Raw genomic sequence first — 18,034 nt, 5'->3', positions numbered from 1 at the left:
TTGACAACATTTTTCCCGGTATGATACTTTAGGCTTGAAATCGAGGTGAACGACACATGGCAAAAAAGAAAACCAACAGGACTCCGGCACCGGCGCCGGCCGAAAAGCCCGCTACGCTTAAGGACTTGCTTGGTGAAGATACCATTGCCAAACTCAAAGAGCAGGCTAATGAATTGAAGAAAGAAGAAGAGCAGCGTCGGGAAGAAGCCCGAGTCAAGGCCGAGGAAGTCCGTAAGGCTGAGCAGAAGCGGCTGGATAACGATTTCGAACATTTGCTGAACAATAACAAGATGGATTGGAATAAATTCAAATAGGATCGCCCATCGATTATTGAGCAAACCATAGTATCATAGAATTTATAGGTGTAAGCCGGCATGCTTAAAATGTCGGCTTCTTGTTTCATGAATGACTATTGCTTGTTGCCGGTAATTGCCGGCGGCGTCTTCAGTCGGAAAATATCCATGGTCAAATATCTATGTAATGAGGTGACGAATTGGATCATATAGAATTATGGGTTCTGTTTTTTCTCATCATCATCGGGCTGGGCTGGCTAAATCAGAAGCATAGATATTCCGGGAAAGTAAAGACGGCTTACCGGGACCTCAGGGAACTCGCGGATCGGACCCGGCAGGATTTGTCGCACGCCCGGGATTTGCCGATTTGGGAATCCCGCTTGCGGGAGCTGGAAGAACATCCGAACGAGTTTAACAAGCTCGACCAAGAAATACGACTGCGTGAGACGTTTGTACTTTATCTGGAAAAGCATTATCCAGGGGATCCGCGATTGAAGCAACTTAAGGATACCGCCGCTGTTCAGAAGGATACCGTTTGGGGCGTTAAAGTCAAACGCTGATTTTGACAAATGTTCCAGCTGCGTGCTACGCTGGGGCTGGTCTAAAGTTGGCGAAATTTTGCATGTGAAGGTGGATGAAGTGTTCACTCATGAGTAAATTCAAAAGCGATTACATTATTACAATGGATGATATTGTGCGGGAAGGCGAACCGATCCTGCGGATCGTAACCGAGCCGGTCAGCGTTCCTCCGACAGAGGAGGAACGCGAAGAAATGGCCTCAATGCTGCTGTTTCTAAAGAACAGCCAAGACCCGGAGCTGTCGAAAAAATATAAGCTTCGTGCCGGAGTAGGCCTGTCCGCGAACCAAATCGGGTTGAACAAGCGGATGTTTGCCGCTCTTTTGAGCGATGATGAGGGAAATGACCGGGAAGTCGCCTTGTTTAACCCCAAAATCGTCAGCCATTCGGCAGCGATGGTGTATTTGCCGGAAAGCGAGGGCTGCCTGTCGGTAGACCGCGTAGTGCAGGGCTTTGTTCCCCGTTATGAGAAGGTGCAGGTCAAGGGTTATGACGCGGAAGGAAAAGAATTAAAACTGCGCTTCAAAGGGTTTGACGCGATTGTCATGCAGCACGAACTGGATCATTTGAACGGAATCATGTTTTATGACCGGATCAACAAAGAACATCCTTTCAAGCTGCCTGAAGGCGTGCAAATTTCCAGTTTGTATTAATACGGAGACGGCACAGGTTCAGGACGGCTCAAATTTACTTTTTGAACAACCCTTAAATAAAACGGAGGAATTAAGATGAATACCAAGTCAGTATTAAGCCGAATCGATCATACGTTGCTAAAGGCCGATGCGGGAAAAGAAGGCATTCTCAAGCTGGCTGCGGAAGCGAAGGAATACGGCTTCGCCTCGGTGTGCGTCAATCCTTATTGGGTCAAGACGGCGGCTGAAGCGCTGAAGGATACGCCGAATGTGAAAGTCTGCACCGTCATCGGATTTCCGCTGGGGGCGTCGGCTCCCGAAGTTAAAGCATTCGAGACGGTTCAAGCGATTCGCGACGGGGCTACCGAAGTGGATATGGTCATTAACATCGGGGCACTGAAGGACGGGGACGACGAAGCAGTCGTTAAAGATATAGTAGGCGTCGTTGAAAGCGCCGCAGGCAAAGCGCTGGTGAAGGTTATTCTGGAGACTTGTTTGTTGACTCCGGAAGAGATCGAACGCGCAAGCCGGCTTGCGGTTGCGGCCGGCGTCGATTTCGTTAAAACTTCGACAGGCTTCTCAACCGGCGGAGCTACGGTTGAAGCGGTAGAGCTGATGGCGAAGACGGTTGGACCGGGGATCGGCGTCAAGGCTTCCGGCGGAGTCCGGAATCTGGCAGACGCGGAAGCGATGATCCAGGCCGGGGCGACCCGATTGGGAACGAGCGCGGGCGTAGCCATTGCCCAAGGGCTTAGCAGCCGGACCGATTATTAAAAGCAAGCGGCTCATATGCTTGTATCAAAAGCGCTATTCCAACGAAAGGGAATAGCGCTTTTTTTGATGTATCTTCCAGCCGCGATTTCAACGGCTCGCTAACTGGAAAACCTACAGCTAATCCGTCGTTATCGGTTTCCAAAGAGGATAAACAGCGAAAATAGCTGGAGGTTTTCCGGCTATTGTTGGAAAACGGGGACAGATGGGCAAAATTAGCTGGATAAAATCCAGTTAATCTGACCCGGCATGAGGGATGCGGGGGGCATCTACGGGCATTTTTACTTTTACTAGAAACAGGCAATAACTTTTTTCCCATACCCTCCGTTACATATACAGATAGTAACCGCGCGGGTTATCGAATACAGTCTTGGAATGAGGATATTTTATGATAGAAATCAACCATTTGTCCAAAAAGTACCGGCGTGGGGGATGGGCGCTTAATGATGTTAACCTGACGTTGAATGAAGGCATGGTCGGCTTGCTCGGACCCAACGGGGCCGGCAAATCATCGTTAATGCGTATCCTGGCTACCTTGGTACCGCCTACGGCGGGCGAAGCAACGATCAACGGGATTCCTCTTAGCAAAGCTGAGGACATCCGGGGCATGATCGGCTATTTGCCGCAGCAGTTCCAGGTGTATCCTCAACTGACGGGTGCCGAGTATCTGGATTACGTGGGCGCAATGAAGGGCATGAACGACCGGAAGCGGCGCAAAACGGAAATCGACCGTCTGCTGGAAGAGGTCAATCTGCAGGATAAAGCAGGTAAACGGGTCCGGACTTATTCCGGGGGAATGAAGCGCCGCCTTGGCATCGCTCAGGCCCTGCTGGGATCTCCGCAGGTGCTGATCGTCGACGAACCGACGGCTGGCCTAGATCCGGAAGAGCGCGTCCGCTTCCGCAACTTGCTGACCCGGTTCAGCCTGGGCCGGATCGTGCTTTTGTCCACCCATATCGTGGCGGACATTGAGAGCAACTGCCGGCAACTCGCCGTGCTGGACCGGGGCCGGGTCAGAATGTCCGGCGATTTGGCCGAACTGCAGGATTTCGGACGCGGCAAAGTGTGGGAAGGCATCGTCAGCGAGGAGCAGTTCGCCAAGTTGGACCCGATGTCCGTAGTATCCACGCGCCGGAGCGAGCAGGGGCTGCTGTGCCGGGTGATCGGCGAGGCACCTCCGTCCGGATCCGACGGCGTATTGGTTCGCCCGACTTTGGAGGACGGATACCTCGCTCTGCTGCGGACGAGCCAGAGGGATGGTGTTTTCGGCTATGAGTAAATGGCTCCGCCAGTTCCGTTTTGAACTGGACATGATTTTTCGTAACCTGTGGTTGTTGGCTCTGCCGTTGGCATTTGCGGTGATGAATGTGTGGATTATCGGCGGTTTAGAACCCCAAGTAAATTTGTTTAAAGAAGCCTATGGGTTTCATGCTTTCGTCCAAACGATGACGTTGGGACTCGTGATGTTTATCGGCATATTGACGGTGCGCAGGGATATCCGCCGTTCCTCTTATGAGTGGAGTTCGGTGCTGCCGGTTCCTTACGCCACGAAGGTGTCGGCCAAGTATCTGGCGGGGTTGATCTATTTTTCGATTTTCACCCTGATCGCCGGGGCGGTGTTTGCCTGGTTTTCGTCACAGCAGGGGATAGCACCGGAAATTACGAGGGATTATACGCTTTATTTCATCGGGACGTACGAAGTTTCCTATATTGTAACGCTGGCTTTGGCGATGCTACTGGCGATCAGTATTCCCAACCGGGTTGTCTATTTAATCGGGTTCTGCGCATGGATGTTCGGAACGTTTTTCATGGATATTTTTTTGATTGACAAAGCGAGGCTTTATCCGCTGCAGACTTTTCATTTGAGCCGCTTTTTCCTGATGACAAGTCAACCTAATGATACATGGAGTATCCGCATTATTGCGGATGAACTGTTCTATTCCCGCCTGTTTGTAGCTTCATTTGCCCTATTGCTTCTCGTTGCCGGAGTTACGGTGTTAAACCGGATTCGCCCGACTAAGCACAAACTGGCGGTCTGGAGTGTCAGCGCATTTGCGGTGGTACTGGCTGCACTGGCATTCTTGCCTTACGGCCAAATCTGGCAGCAACGGTATGAGGGATATTACGCCAAGCTTGCCGACTCAACCCTGACAAGCATGGATGAACGGCCGGAATGGAATTCTTCATCAGATCTGTTTAAGATCACGGATTACGACCTCCAAGTTGAAATGGAGAACCGGGACAGGCTGCGGATTGCGGCAAAACTGACGATTCCCGGCGAAGGACTGGAGGATAATGAGGAATTGAAGTTGACGTTGAACCGCAGCTTTAACGTGCAACAAATCAAAATAGGTGCAAGCACGGCATCCTTTTCGCGCCAGGGGGATCAACTGAATATCAAGCTTCCTCCCCTTACGGAAGGTCTGATGCAGGTTGAGGTTTCCTATGAGGGAACCATGATGGATTTCGCACCGGGATTCCAAGGTCAAGGCTCGTTTTATGCTTTCGCCAAAGGCGACAGCGTATTTCTCCCCGGCTATATCGGTTGGTATCCGCTGGCGGGACACCAACCGATTTACGTGAAGGAAATGGATGGTTCCGGCATTCAACTGGGCTCGGTATTTGTGTCTCATGCTCCTTATTCGGCCCATTTCAAATTGAGTCTGGCCGGATTTGAGCGGCCTTTGTATACGAGCTTGACGGAAGTCGGACGCGAACAAGGCAATCAGGTCTTCGAAGGTCAAGTGAGCGAAGGTCTCACGTTGTTCGGCGGGGAGTTTTTGGAGCTGAAATCAGCGGATTTTCCGGGTAAAGCAGTAACGACTCCTTATAACGCCAAGCTTGGGGAGGACATTCTCAAACAGTGGGAGCAAATTTACGATTATTTTTCAGGATGGATACATCCTTTTAAGCCCCATCTCGAGCAGGTGCTGTTCCTTCCAAATGAAAATTACGTGCAATATAGCGTAGAGAATCAGACATATGTGATGAACTACGTTTTTGACACGGATTATGCTTCGAAAATATTAATGAATGAGATGCTTCTGGGAAGCCGCAGAGGCGATTATTTAATCGATAATATGAGTGAGGATGTCCGGCTGCAAATCCGGGGATTGATGTGGTACCTGTATACCCGGGAAGCGGAAGGCTACAGCGACGAAGAAATTTGGGAAGGGTCAGGAAATAGTTACTTGATTCAGGAACTGTACGCGAGTAATACGGAGACCGATCCGGATCGCGTAGGGGTGCGAATGGTAAAGCAGGTTGCGCAAGCGTTGGATGAAGGCAAGTATAAACAAGTCAAAGAGGTTTTGAATTATTTTTACGCCAAAGGAATTGAAGTGCCGCACCCGAAAATGGAGCCCGCGGTTGCCGATAACAAAATCCCGTATTCGGAATGGGAACAGGAATGGAAGAGGGTGATGGGCGATGAAAACGGCAATTGAGCAGTTCCGGCGCGGATATATCTTCGATCTTAAGATTCATAAGCAGCCGGTGACGGCTTTGATGCTGTTTATTTTTATCCTCTATCTGATTAGCATTGTGGTCGGCGATAAGCCGCGGACCGTTTATTATTATTCGGAAATGGGGATGTACCCGATCGTCATTATGCTTATGCTGCTGTTATTCCAGCGCGAAATCGGGGGAGGGAGCATGGAGATGATCGCCACGTACCCCGTTTCTCTCCGGTTGATCGCCGTACGCAAATGGGTGTTAACGCTGCTATACGCATCTTTACTAAGCATAGGGTGGATGGCCGTTTATCTGTTGAAGTTCGGGCAAATTTCCACGATCATGCATTCATGGGGCGGGGGCGAGGCCGTAAAAAAAGGGACGGGAATCTTCCCGCTATTGCTCCAAACGATGCCTGCGTACATGCTGCTCGCCTCCATAACCATGGTCGGTATGGTTGTATTCCGTAAAACCTATGGGGGACTGGCTTTGGGGTTTACCCTTTGGGTAGTTGATACGATCAGCGGCGGGAACTGGTTGTCCGGATGGACGCTGTATAGCACTTTTCTACCGGAGAAAGCATCTTTCACAGCAAACCGGGTCATGATGATTCTGGCCGCCGCTGCGCTGCTGGCTGCAGCCGTTTGGCTTATCGGGAAACGGGAACGCTGGATTGTCGAGGAAGAAGAATAACTTTGAACTGAAGTAGTTGGGAGAGGGGGAACGGAATTGATTTCCGATCAACAATTGGCGGAGCGCATGGCCCAGGGAGAGCAGGAAGCTTTTGAACTGTTAGTCACCCGGTATCACGGGCCGCTGTTAAGCTATATTACGCAGCAGCTCGGTGACCGCGCAAAAGCGGAGGATCTCGTGCAAGAGACCTTCATCCGGCTTATCCGGCACATGGAAAGGCACGGCGGGCTTGAGCAACTCCGCCCCTGGCTGTACAAGGTGGCGCTCAACTTGTGCCGGGATTATTGGCGGAGTGCTTCTTACCGCTCCGAACATGCGGCAGCGGATGAAATGCCGGAGGACGCCGACCCCTCCCCCGGAGCGGAAGAGCTTCTGGAGCGGCAGGAAGCGGTGGAACAGATCGCTGAGTCCCTCGCCTGGCTGCCCGAAGTGCAACAGGACGTGGTCCGCATGCGTTTCTTTCATGAATTGAAGCTGCAAGAGATCGCCGAACTGATGGATCTGCCGTTGAGTTCGGTAAAATCCCATTTATACGGGGCGCTGCGAAAACTGAAGCGGGTTTTGATGAAATCGTCGGATTTTTCTCCTCCCAGGTTCGGAACAAGATTAAAGGATAAACAGGAAAGCGAGGTGTCATCCCATGAACCCCTCCATTGATAAAGAATTGGAGCAATTGGAACGGGAATTGCGCGAACCGCTGCGTCAGGCGGTACTTCCACCACCGTCCCCGTCGGAAACCGCGGCGCTGATTGTGGCGCTGCAACCTGAATTTGAGGCGCTTAAAGCCGTTGCCGTCACGCCTACGCTTGACTTCAACCCGCAGGTCGAGGCTCCGTCCTTGCGCAAGCTGCTTTGGAGCCAGTTCCGGGTAAACCGGAAATCGCTCATTCTGGCGGGCTCTGCTATATTTTTGATGCTGATTCTGCTGGTCGACCCGAAAAGGCCGTTCAGAACTTTTCTGTTGGGAGAGGCCATTCCCAGCGGATTGTTTCCGGTCATTACGCCGCTAATGCTCGTTGGGTCCATGTTATTCAGCTACCGTTCCTGGGATCGCGGCATGCGGGCGGTGGAGAGCATCACGCCGTATCCTCCGGCACTGGTGATTTACAGCCGGATGCTGATGGTGATTGGTCTTGTGGTCAGTTGGGCTCTGCTCAGCTCCGTGATCGTCGGTCTCAGGGTAACGGCGGTGGGAGAGGTATCCATGCCGTTTATTCCTTTTCTGCTGCAATGGCTCGGCATTTCAATGTTCACGGCGGGAGCGGCCATGTATGTGTTGTTCCGTAAAGGAATGACTCTGGCCTGTGTTGCAGCCTCCGTAGTTTATGCGCTGTGGTTCGTGATTGAGGATCAATCCCGTTTGCAAGGATGGACAGCGTCATCCAGAACGATGGTGGATGGGATTATGCTGCTTGCCGGAACTTTACTGATGCTCCGCTCTTATTACCGCAGCCGCCATCTGCAAATCAATGATGGATTAGGTGGAGGAGACGGAGTATGATCGTGCTTGAAAATGTGCATCAGCCGCTTGGCGGATTTACGCTGCAGATAGGGCGGCTCCGCATTCATCGCGGGCTGACGCTCCTGGTCGGCTCTAACGGGGCGGGCAAAACGACGCTGCTGGAGCTGCTCGCCACGCTCCAAATGCCGCGCCGGGGCAGCATTCTTTACCACCAGCGGTCCGCGGCCGAAGATTTGCCGCTCCTGCGCAGTCAAATCGGGTATGTTCCGGCGGAGATTGAGCTGTACGAGGAGATGACGGTATATAAACTGCTCGTTTACCTGGCGGAACTGAAAGGCGTATACCGGCTGGAACGCATTGAAGGTTTGCTGCGGGATTTCCGGCTGGAGGCTAGCCGGAATGTAAAAATCAAGTCGCTCTCCCTTGGGGTCCGGCGACGGATCGCGATCGTACAGTCCTTGCTCGCAGCCCCTTACTTTCTGTTTCTGGATGAGCCGCTGAATGCGATGGATTCCGCTGAACGCAAATTGGCGATTGCTTATCTATCGCGCTATGCGGTGGGGAAAACCATATTGGCAGCCGTCCACGAGCTGAATGAATGGGAGGCGGCGGCCGATCATATCCTCTGGCTTGATCAGGGTCGGGTTCGTTTTGAGGGGGAGAGAGAGTTGTGGACGTCCGATTTGCCTCTGAAGGTATGGGAGGGCGTCATTTCCCAGGAAAATTTCGGTGCCGTCATCGAACGTAATTTGCTTCTTTTTCGCGAAGTACCTGAAGGCATGTATGTTCGTCTGGTGGGAAAAGATCGGCCTTTCCCTGGATTAATCGAAGCGGAGCCGGGTATGGAGGACGCCTACTTCGTTCGCCAACGCGGCCGGTCACTGGAAAATATAGAATTTAGGGGTAAGTAAAGAACCTGAGATTACCCATTTTTAATCGAATTTGGCGCTTGGCGTTATGCCGGACGCTCTTTTTTTTTGCCTTTTAGCAAAGGGGGGTGTGAACAGGGTTATAGGTCCCGCTTCGAGGCTCCTGTATGATGGGTGGTAACGGTTAGCCTAATGATCAGTCAGGAGGAGCAGGAATGAAATATTGCATAGGAGAATTCTCGTCGATTCTGGGGATTACGCGGGATACGCTGCGGCTTTACGAAAAACACGATATCGTTAAGCCGGTCAAAGACGATCTGAACAGCTACAGATATTTCAATGATCTGGATGCCAGGGATTTGCTGATGAGCCGCTGGTACCGGAGCATGCATATACCGCTGCAAGAAGTGGCCGAACTCATGAAGCAGTCCTCGCCGGAAGGTATAGCGGAGAAAATGGGGACAAGCTGCGAAAATTTAGACATGGAAATCAGGAAAAATACGATGCTGCTGAATAAAATGAAGGAGCTTCACCGGGAACTGGAAATGCTGGAAGCCTCATTATATCAATGCATATATAAGAAAAGACCGGGGCTTTACCGGTTGAAGCAGACGCAAAAGAACCGCTTGTTGAAAAATGACGATTTAAAGGGAATCGTTAACACTTGGATGGAATGGCTTCCGTTTGTTTTCTATTGCTTCCGGATCGAGAAGGGCGAACTGGCCACGGAAGAGAAAAATACGTGGGATTACAGTTGGGGGCTTACGTTGACGGTCGAGGATGCACAAAGACTGGAAGTCGAAATCGATAGCCAAGTGGAATATATGGCTCCTGCAGATTGTATTTCCGCTGTTATCAAGGTCTCGCACAGGGAAAATATCACGAAGCGGACTTTGCAGTTTATGTTCGATGATCTTCAAGCCAACGGGTACGCCATTCAGGGCGATATCGTCGGCAGGATCCTGCTGAATGAGAAGAGGGACGGCCAGACGTGGTCGTATCTTGAGGTGGATATTTCCGTGTAAGGCATTGGCAATTATGAGCAAGCATCTCCATCTATTGACCTTGGTGTCGTACCAAGGTTTAAACTTCGGGTATAGCCTGACGGTCTGGCGTGATTGAAGTTGCTTAAAAAGTGAAATTAATCACAAGTATCGGCTATAATATTACACCCGAGGGAGAAGGAACTATGTACACGAAAAAAACATTCAACGGCATGCTCATGATCAGCCTCTGTTTTGTATTGGTCGCAGCTCTGCTGGGCGGATGCCAAGGAGAAAACGGGAATCAGGCATCCTCATTCAAAGCGGGCAAGTACACCGGTCAAGCGGAGGGAAAGGACGGCGTCGTCAAGGTCGAAGTCACGATGGAGCAGGCCGATCAAATCAAGGATATTGACGTTATTAGCCAGTCGGAAACGGAGGGGCAGGGTGATGAGGCCATTGAGCAAATCAAGGCGCGGATTCTTGAAGGCCAAACGTTGACCGTCGATACGATCAGCGGTGCGAGCTTGTCCAGCCAGGCGATGATAGCCGCGGTAGAAGACGCGGTAAAACAAGCAGGCGGAAATTTGGAGGCCCTTAAATCCGGGACGGTTAAAAAACCGGGAGAGGGGAAAACGGAGAAGCTTACGACCGACGTTGTTGTCATAGGTGCCGGGGCTTCCGGCGTATCGGCGGCCGTCACAGCAGCGGATAAAGGCGCCAAGGTCATCATCATCGAGAAAACGGGAGTCATTGGCGGAGCAAGCAACCTGTCCTGGGCGGGAAAGTTCTATAACTCTTCCGCAGCGGTGGAAAACGGGTTGAAAGTCAATGTGGAACAAGAGATCGCTGATTGGATCGTTAACAATCACTGGAGAGTGGATGCGGCGGCGATCAGGCAGTACGTCACCAAATCCGGAGAGACTTTCGATTGGCTTAAAGATAAAGGGTACAACACCACATTCCTGAATTTCGGCGGCGAACAGCTCCACATGCTGCCTGCGTATGAAACCCGGGAGGAGCTCCTGCGCAAGATGCTGTCGGAATCCGTGGAACAGCATGGTGGACAGGTTATTACGGAGACGACCGCGAAGGAACTGATCAGCGGAGCTGGCGGAGAAGTAAGTGGTGTCATTGCCGAGAAATCGGATGGAACGATCCTTGAAATCTCGGCAAAAAGTGTCGTGATGGCGACTGGCGGCTATGCGGGCAACAAAGAAATGGTCAAAGAAAGCTTCGGTTTTGAAGGCGTCAACGGAGGTCTGGGCCAAAACGTGGGCGAAGGGCTGAAGATGGCCTGGGCCGCCGGAGCCAAGGTTCCTGACAACTTCGGGGGACAGATGCTGCATCAGACTTTGGCTAGAGCGACAAGCAGCCTGAAGAAGGAATATTCCTCCTTCGAGGCCAGCTATCCGCTCATGCTGTCCTATCTTCCGAATTTTATGAACGTCGGTCCTTCGGGAGCGAGATTCCGGGATGAAACGGCGACTTTAACCTCGGTGGCGGCAGCCAATACCAGTGCCTTCAACGGACCTTACCATATGGTAATCGTGTCGAAATCCCAGTTGGATGCCTTGACGTCGCAAGGGATGAAAGGCGTAAAAGCACCGCAGCTTCCGGGAATGCCGCCTGAATTTTATGCGGAATTTAAGGACGAATTCACCCTTGATACTCCATGGGCCAAGGCGGAGCAAGTATTTGAGTCGATGGTGAAAAACGGGGACGGGTTCAAGGGAGAGACGATAGAAGAACTGGCTAAAAATGCGGGTATGGATGTCGATGTTTTCAAGGAAACTTACAATAGTTACATGGATGCTACGGTTACCGGCGTGGATACGGAATTCGGCAAACCGAAAGAATACCTCCAGCCCATGGGGACGGAAGGACATTATTACGCAATCATCGCGGAAATCAACAATCTGGGATCGGTTGGCGGACTTGTCGTCAACACCAAGTTCCAGGTGCTAAATGATCAGCGCGTGCCGGTGAAGGGTTTGTATGCGGTTGGGCTTGAATCCGAAGGCGTAATGTATAACGATACTTATGTCGGCAACGGGGTGGGACTCGGCTATTCATTTACTTCCGGACGTTTGGGAGGCGAAAGCGCGGCTGCGAGGGCATTAGGCAAATAAAGCGGTAAATGCAAATTTTCAAAAACAGTATCGGCAGCACCGGAGAAATGATGCTTAAACTCCGGTGCTGCTTTATTATTTAGATAAATATAATTATTCTTATGTTTTTTATCGGAATTCTATTTTCAAAAGACCATTTATGTGAGAGAATAGTTAAAAATATGAACTTATTTCATTTATACCGAATTTAAAGGAGGAATTACCCATGTCTGAAGAACGTCAATTCGCGCCAGAGACCCTTGCGGTTCATGCGGGGCAGGAAATCGATCCGACCACTTATTCCCGCGCGGTGCCCCTGTACCAAACGACTTCCTACGGTTTCCGCGATACGGAGCACGCTGCCAATTTGTTCGGCCTCAAGGAATTCGGCAACATTTATTCCCGCATCATGAACCCGACCAACGATGTGTTCGAAAAACGCGTCGCTGCGCTTGAAGGGGGTGTAGGTGCCCTGTCGACGGCTTCGGGGCAGGCGGCGATTACCTTCTCCATTTTGAATATCGCCGGGGCCGGGGACGAAATCGTATCCTCTTCCACCTTGTATGGCGGTACATATAATTTGTTTGCTAACACTTTGGCAAAGCTCGGCATTAAGGTGAAATTTGTGGACGCTTCCGATCCGGAAAATTTCCGGGCGGCGATTACCGACAAAACGAAGGCGCTCTACGCGGAGACGATAGGCAATCCGAAAGGCGATGTGCTTGATATCGAAGCCGTCGCAGCCATAGCGCACGAAAATGGGGTTCCGCTTATCGTCGACAACACGTTTCCGAGCCCGTATTTGCTTCGCCCGATCGACTTCGGAGCGGATATCGTCGTACACTCGGCGACCAAATTTATCGGCGGACACGGAACGTCAATCGGCGGCGTCATCGTCGACAGCGGTAAATTCGACTGGAAGGCGAACGATAAATTCCCGGGCCTGATACAGCCGGACCCAAGCTATAACGGCGTGGTCTATACCGATGCCGTAGGGCCGCTGGCTTATATTATCAAGGCCCGGGTCCAACTCCAGCGCGATTTGGGAGCGGCCTTGTCGCCGTTTAACGCCTGGCTGCTGCTCCAAGGCCTGGAGACGCTGCATCTCCGAGTCGAGCGCCACAGCCAGAATGCGCTCAAAGTCGCGCAATACCTGGAAGGGCATGATAAAGTGGAGTGGGTCAGCTACGCAGGCCTTCCAAGCCACGAATCTTACGAACTGGCCAAGAAATATTTGCCGAAAGGCCAGGGGGCGATCCTGACGTTCGGAATCAAAGGCGGCCTCGAAGCCGGCCGTAAGCTCATTGAGAACGTCAAATTGTTCTCGCACTTGGCCAATGTCGGAGACTCCAAGTCGCTGATCATCCATCCGGCCAGCACGACGCATCAGCAACTGTCGGAAGAGGAGCAATTTGCGGCGGGCGTCAATCCTGAGCTGATCCGGTTATCGATCGGCACCGAGTCCATCAACGACATTATTTACGATCTGGAGCAGGCCATCGCGGCAAGCCAGATCTGATAATCGGTTTTTACTGCAAAGCCTTCATTCGGAACAGTTCGAATGGAGGCTTTTTCATGCTTAACGCGGCAATTGATTGTATCCATCCATTCCGTGTTATTTTGGGTGGGCGGCGTCTTTACATACGGATAGAAAAAGTTTAAAATAAAGAAAAGTTTCTCTAATGCAATTTTATTGTGCAAGTACAAAAATGATTATCGTTCTCAATTACATGCTGCTTCGGGATGAATCCCGGAGCAGCATGTGCCATTTTTAGGGGATTAACAATGGTATTCATTCTCAAAGGGAGGAATCAGATATGCAAGCCAAAGCGATCCACAAACCGTTATCGGTTTCTCAAAAAAGTTCTCATCAGCCCCAGCCGGGGCGGGGCCGGAGGAATACATTCCTTCGGCTGCTTCGCCACCGCGAAATGCTGTTCGCCCTCGGCAGCGGCGTGCTTATGGTGGCCGGATGGGGAGCGGGGGAATGGTCCCGATTACTATCCGTCATTTTGTATATTGCGGCGTATGGGCTGGGGGGGTTCGATAAGGCTCGGGAAGGGCTCAAAACGCTGATCCGTGAAAGGGATCTCGATGTCAATCTGCTAATGATTGCGGCGGCGCTTGGAGCGGCCTCTATCGGTTACTGGAATGAAGGAGCGATGCTGATTTTTATTTTTGCGCTCAGCGGAGCGCTGGAGTCGTTCGCGAGCGAGCGCAGCCGGAAGGATATTTCCGCGTTAATTGCCCTTAAGCCGGAGAAGGCGTTGAAGGTGGATGATGGCGGAATGAGAACCGTCAGCGTGGAGGAGTTGGCGGTTGGCGACCTGGTGCTTGTGAAACCGGGAGAGATCATCCCGGCAGACGGAGTGGTCCAAAACGGCGGATCGGCGGTCAATCAGGCGGCGATTACCGGGGAGTCCATCCCGGTGGATAAATTAGCCGGGGATGAGGTGTATGCGGGGACATTGAACGGGGAGGGCGCGTTGTATGTGGAAGTCAGCCGTCCGGCCGAAGGGACGCTGTTTGCCAAAATTATCGCGCTGGTGGAACAAGCCGAGAATGAGGTCCCCCAAACGCAGCGCTTCATTAAGCGGCTTGAAGGCCATTACGCCAAAGGCGTCGTAGCGGTTACGGCGGCTCTGCTCGTGCTGGCGCCGCTTCTGCTGGGCTGGTCCTGGCCTCTGACTTTTTATAAGGCGATGGTCTTTCTTGTTGTGGCTTCCCCGTGTGCCCTGGTTTCTTCCGTTATGCCGGCCATGCTGTCCGCGATGTCCAAGAGCGCGAGGAAGGGCGTGCTTTTCAAGGGAGCGTCGTATGTTGATTTGTTGGCGGGCGTCAAGGTCGTCGCCTTCGACAAGACCGGAACGCTGACTTCGGGTACTCCCGTCGTGACGGAACTAGTTGTGACGTCCGGCTATGACCGCGATCAAGTGCTTGCGGCCTGCGCATCGGCCGAGCGGCTATCCCAGCATCCGCTGGCTCGGGCGATTGTGCATAAGGCGGAAGACGAGGGGCTTGAGCTGGAGGTTGCGGAAGAATTGAAGGCTCTGACCGGCTGGGGCATTGAAGCCCGGGTCGGCGGAGCGGCATGGAGAATCGGCAAAGCGGACGGAAACGATCCGGAGCTTCCGGGTTCGCTACGGGAAAGCATACAGCGGCTTGCCAGTGAGGGAAATACGGTGTCCGTCATCCGATGCGAAGGCCATTATGCAGGCGTACTTGCGCTCCGGGACCAGGTAAGACCGGAAGCCAAGCGGGCGGTCCGTCAGCTTCATAAACTGGGTATCGCCACAGCCCTGTTGACTGGAGACCGCGGAGAAACAGCTCAAGCGGTCGGGAAAGAAGCGGACATCGACATGATTTACGGGGATTTGCTTCCGGAGGATAAAGTGCGGCATGTCGGCGAACTGCGGAGCCGGTTCGGCCATGCGGTTATGGTAGGGGACGGCGTCAATGACGCTCCGGCATTGGCAGCGGCCACCGTGGGTATCGCCATGGGAGGCGGGGGGAGCGGCGCGGCGCTGGAGGTGGCCGACGTCGTACTGATGAATGATCATCTGGAAGCTGTCGCCGAAACGATTCAGTTGGCGATCCGGGCCAGAAGAATCGTGAAGCAGAACCTGGTTTTGGCCGGACTGATGATCATGCTGCTGATTACCGGCAACTTTATTCAGGACATCCCGCTTCCACTCGGGGTTGTCGGTCATGAGGGCAGTACGATTTTAGTTATTTTGAACGGTCTGCGCTTGCTTCGGTAGCTAGTTGGCATAAGCTTTCATAATTTGAAGTTCCGATAATTCATCATTCCTTCATTTAAACTTCACCGAACCCTTCCGGTACGATTGTTGACAGTATACCGCGGATTCCACATAATTAATCTCATAATCTATTTATTCGTAACTGCCTTAAAGGAGGATGCTATATATGTATAATGCAATTATTATCGGTACGGGTCCGGCGGGATTAACCGCCGCAATTTATTTGGCGCGGGCTAATCTTAAGCCCCTTGTGATCGAAGGTCCACAACCGGGCGGCCAACTTACGACTACTACGGAAGTGGAAAACTTCCCGGGCTTCCCGGAAGGAATCATGGGACCGGAATTGATGGATAATATGCGTCAGCAAGCTGAACGTTTCGGGGCGGAATTCCGCACCGGCTGGGTGAACAGTGTGGATATGAGCTCCCGTCCGTTCAAGCTTCAGGTGGAAGGCCTCGGTGAACTGGTGAGTGACACTATCGTATTGTCTACGGGCGCTACCGCTAAGTACCTCGGGATTCCGGGAGAAACCGATAACGTAGGTCGCGGCGTAAGCACTTGCGCCACCTGCGACGGGTTCTTTTTCCGCGGCAAAGAGATTATCGTCGTTGGCGGCGGTGACTCCGCTTTGGAAGAAGCGAACTTCCTGACACGTTTTGCGTCTAAAGTAACGCTGGTGCACCGTCGCGAGGAATTGCGCGCTTCCAAGATCATGCAGGATCGCGTGCGCGGGAACGAAAAAGTGGAATGGGCGTTGAACCGCACGCCGCTTGAAGTAGTGACCAACGAGATCGGCGTGACGGGTTTGAAGGTTCGCAACAACGAAACGGGCGAAGAAGAAATCATTACGGCTTCCGGCGTATTCGTCGCCATCGGCCATCATCCGAACACAGGCTTCCTCGGCGGTCAAATCGATACCGATGAAAACGGGTATATCGTAGTGAAACCGGGAACATCGGAAACAAACGTACCGGGCGTATTCGCTTGCGGAGACGTTCAGGATACGCGCTATCGCCAGGCTATCACCGCTGCGGGCAGCGGATGCATGGCTGCGATCGATTGCGAGAAATATATTGAAAGTCTGGAACACCAATCTGCGGCAGCCGCCGTCAACTAAACCGAAGGGAGAATTACAGCATTATGGAAAATGTTATCGTATATACAAGCACGAACTGCCCACACTGCCGTCAAGTCAAAAGTTTTTTGGGCGAGAAGGGCGTATCTTATGAAGAACGCAACATTGAGCAAAATGACGAATTTGCCCAACAGGTATGGGACATGGGCATGCGTGCAGTACCGGTGACCCTGATCGGGGAACACCGCATTCTCGGTATGAACAAAATCCAGTTTGAAAAGGCGCTTGCCGAACAAGCTTAGGCACTTTTACAGTTCTGCCTTGGAATTGAACTATTTAAGTCCAATACAAAAATTAAAAGACCTCGCCCTTGCCGTTGGCGGGGCCTTTTTAGCTATAAGTATGAGATTTAGCTGACGAGGCTCATCTTTGGCTTCTGCGCAGCGCAAATAAAGTCACTACATAAAGCACGTTGCAGCACAGTAAATTAAGCTACTGAAAGGCCCGGGCACATTGTGATAACACAAGCAAACACTTTATAACGTTCATGGGAGGTTCTTTTACATATGGGATATTGAAGTACATATCAGCCGCCAGAGAACTTTCGGCGTAGTACATTACAGAGATGCACAAAACACAACAGTATATTCCAACAAGGTTCATCACACACATCACACACATCACGCACATCACACACATCGCAACATCGCGCACATCGCACACATCGCACACATCGCACACATCGCACACATCGCACACATCGCACACATCGCACACATCGCACACACCACACACATCGCAACATCGCACACTCGCACGCATTGCACACATCGCACACATCGCACACATCGCACACATCGCACACATCGCACACATCGCACACATCGCACACATCGCACACATCGCACACATCGCACACATCACACACATCACGCACATCGCGCACATCACACATATCACACACATCGCGCACATCACACATATCACACACATCACACACTCGCAACATCGCAACATCGCGCACATCACACATCACACATCGCACATATCGCACACACCACACACACCACACATCACACACATCACACACATCACACACATCGCGCACATCGCGCACATCGCGCACATCGCACATCACACACTCGCAACTCGCCCATCACTATACAGTTATGTCCATCCGCTTTCTCATTACAATAACTGTATTTTCTACAGCTAATTTTCCGGTTTTACGCTTTTTATGAGAAATAACTGGAACACACTATAAAGCCCCCTAATCACCTTGGACACTTACAGGCTAAACAATATACAATAAAAATTAGCTGGAGGTAGTCCATATGAGAGTACAGCACAGCA

At 51.8% G+C, this 18,034-nt stretch carries 16 protein-coding genes; all 16 read left to right on the top strand.

Annotated elements, in window-relative coordinates:
* The first annotated feature begins 56 nt into the window (after positions 1-56).
* Complete coding sequence (locus tag DFP94_RS24930) at positions 57-314, top strand: YqkE family protein (RefSeq protein ID WP_114499179.1); 258 nt, start codon at positions 57-59, stop codon at positions 312-314.
* A gap of 179 nt (positions 315-493) precedes the next feature.
* On the top strand, positions 494-853 hold the full coding sequence (locus tag DFP94_RS24925) for a hypothetical protein (protein WP_114499178.1): 360 nt from the start codon (positions 494-496) through the stop codon (positions 851-853).
* 89 nt (positions 854-942) lie between these two features.
* Positions 943-1,524 carry a peptide deformylase gene (gene def / locus DFP94_RS24920; protein ID WP_114499177.1) on the top strand — a complete coding sequence of 194 codons (582 nt, stop codon included), beginning with the start codon at positions 943-945 and terminating at the stop codon, positions 1,522-1,524.
* Between the two features lie 75 nt (positions 1,525-1,599).
* Positions 1,600-2,277, top strand: a complete 678-nt coding sequence (deoC, locus tag DFP94_RS24915; protein ID WP_114499176.1) for a deoxyribose-phosphate aldolase — start codon at positions 1,600-1,602, stop codon at positions 2,275-2,277.
* 385 nt (positions 2,278-2,662) lie between these two features.
* The gene (locus DFP94_RS24910; RefSeq protein WP_114499175.1) at positions 2,663-3,553 is read left to right on the top strand and encodes an ABC transporter ATP-binding protein; all 891 of its coding nucleotides are present in this window, start codon (positions 2,663-2,665) and stop codon (positions 3,551-3,553) included.
* Positions 3,546-5,720 carry an ABC transporter permease gene (locus DFP94_RS24905; protein WP_114499174.1) on the top strand — a complete coding sequence of 725 codons (2,175 nt, stop codon included), beginning with the start codon at positions 3,546-3,548 and terminating at the stop codon, positions 5,718-5,720. Before DFP94_RS24910 ends, DFP94_RS24905 begins: the two co-directional genes overlap by 8 nt.
* The gene (locus tag DFP94_RS24900) at positions 5,704-6,420 is read left to right on the top strand and encodes a hypothetical protein (protein WP_114499173.1); all 717 of its coding nucleotides are present in this window, start codon (positions 5,704-5,706) and stop codon (positions 6,418-6,420) included. The genes DFP94_RS24905 and DFP94_RS24900 overlap by 17 nt, the downstream gene beginning before the upstream one ends.
* Positions 6,421-6,456: 36 nt before the next feature.
* On the top strand, positions 6,457-7,077 hold the full coding sequence (locus tag DFP94_RS24895; protein ID WP_114499172.1) for an RNA polymerase sigma factor: 621 nt from the start codon (positions 6,457-6,459) through the stop codon (positions 7,075-7,077).
* Positions 7,061-7,921, top strand: a complete 861-nt coding sequence (locus DFP94_RS24890; RefSeq protein ID WP_114499171.1) for a hypothetical protein — start codon at positions 7,061-7,063, stop codon at positions 7,919-7,921. Before DFP94_RS24895 ends, DFP94_RS24890 begins: the two co-directional genes overlap by 17 nt.
* Positions 7,918-8,793, top strand: a complete 876-nt coding sequence (locus DFP94_RS24885; RefSeq protein WP_114499170.1) for an ATP-binding cassette domain-containing protein — start codon at positions 7,918-7,920, stop codon at positions 8,791-8,793. Before DFP94_RS24890 ends, DFP94_RS24885 begins: the two co-directional genes overlap by 4 nt.
* Before the next feature lie 173 nt (positions 8,794-8,966).
* On the top strand, positions 8,967-9,776 hold the full coding sequence (locus DFP94_RS24880) for a MerR family transcriptional regulator (protein WP_114499169.1): 810 nt from the start codon (positions 8,967-8,969) through the stop codon (positions 9,774-9,776).
* 164 nt (positions 9,777-9,940) lie between these two features.
* Positions 9,941-11,866 (top strand): FAD-binding protein, encoded by a 1,926-nt coding sequence (locus tag DFP94_RS24875; RefSeq protein ID WP_114499168.1) that lies wholly within the window; start codon positions 9,941-9,943, stop codon positions 11,864-11,866.
* 205 nt (positions 11,867-12,071) lie between these two features.
* Positions 12,072-13,364 carry a homocysteine synthase gene (locus tag DFP94_RS24870; protein ID WP_114499167.1) on the top strand — a complete coding sequence of 431 codons (1,293 nt, stop codon included), beginning with the start codon at positions 12,072-12,074 and terminating at the stop codon, positions 13,362-13,364.
* A gap of 298 nt (positions 13,365-13,662) precedes the next feature.
* Positions 13,663-15,606 (top strand): heavy metal translocating P-type ATPase, encoded by a 1,944-nt coding sequence (locus DFP94_RS24865; protein ID WP_114499166.1) that lies wholly within the window; start codon positions 13,663-13,665, stop codon positions 15,604-15,606.
* 166 nt (positions 15,607-15,772) lie between these two features.
* Positions 15,773-16,723, top strand: a complete 951-nt coding sequence (trxB, locus tag DFP94_RS24860; protein ID WP_114499165.1) for a thioredoxin-disulfide reductase — start codon at positions 15,773-15,775, stop codon at positions 16,721-16,723.
* A gap of 23 nt (positions 16,724-16,746) precedes the next feature.
* Positions 16,747-16,983 (top strand): glutaredoxin family protein, encoded by a 237-nt coding sequence (locus DFP94_RS24855; protein ID WP_114499164.1) that lies wholly within the window; start codon positions 16,747-16,749, stop codon positions 16,981-16,983.
* Positions 16,984-18,034 lie beyond the last annotated feature (1,051 nt).

Source organism: Fontibacillus phaseoli, assembly GCF_003337355.1.
In the GTDB taxonomy this organism is placed as follows: domain Bacteria; phylum Bacillota; class Bacilli; order Paenibacillales; family Paenibacillaceae; genus Fontibacillus; species Fontibacillus phaseoli.
The sequence above is the reverse complement of the archived record's forward strand: the minus strand, read 5'-3'. Positions and strand labels throughout refer to the sequence as shown.

Coding starts and splice junctions, on each gene's coding strand:
- DFP94_RS24930 (WP_114499179.1), top strand. CDS start 57: ATGGCAAAAAAGAAAACCAACAGGACTCCGGCACCGGCGCCGGCCGAA.
- def (WP_114499177.1), top strand. CDS start 943: ATGAGTAAATTCAAAAGCGATTACATTATTACAATGGATGATATTGTG.
- deoC (WP_114499176.1), top strand. CDS start 1,600: ATGAATACCAAGTCAGTATTAAGCCGAATCGATCATACGTTGCTAAAG.
- DFP94_RS24910 (WP_114499175.1), top strand. CDS start 2,663: ATGATAGAAATCAACCATTTGTCCAAAAAGTACCGGCGTGGGGGATGG.
- DFP94_RS24905 (WP_114499174.1), top strand. CDS start 3,546: ATGAGTAAATGGCTCCGCCAGTTCCGTTTTGAACTGGACATGATTTTT.
- DFP94_RS24900 (WP_114499173.1), top strand. CDS start 5,704: ATGAAAACGGCAATTGAGCAGTTCCGGCGCGGATATATCTTCGATCTT.
- DFP94_RS24890 (WP_114499171.1), top strand. CDS start 7,061: ATGAACCCCTCCATTGATAAAGAATTGGAGCAATTGGAACGGGAATTG.
- DFP94_RS24885 (WP_114499170.1), top strand. CDS start 7,918: ATGATCGTGCTTGAAAATGTGCATCAGCCGCTTGGCGGATTTACGCTG.
- DFP94_RS24880 (WP_114499169.1), top strand. CDS start 8,967: ATGAAATATTGCATAGGAGAATTCTCGTCGATTCTGGGGATTACGCGG.
- DFP94_RS24875 (WP_114499168.1), top strand. CDS start 9,941: ATGTACACGAAAAAAACATTCAACGGCATGCTCATGATCAGCCTCTGT.
- DFP94_RS24870 (WP_114499167.1), top strand. CDS start 12,072: ATGTCTGAAGAACGTCAATTCGCGCCAGAGACCCTTGCGGTTCATGCG.
- DFP94_RS24865 (WP_114499166.1), top strand. CDS start 13,663: ATGCAAGCCAAAGCGATCCACAAACCGTTATCGGTTTCTCAAAAAAGT.
- trxB (WP_114499165.1), top strand. CDS start 15,773: ATGTATAATGCAATTATTATCGGTACGGGTCCGGCGGGATTAACCGCC.
- DFP94_RS24855 (WP_114499164.1), top strand. CDS start 16,747: ATGGAAAATGTTATCGTATATACAAGCACGAACTGCCCACACTGCCGT.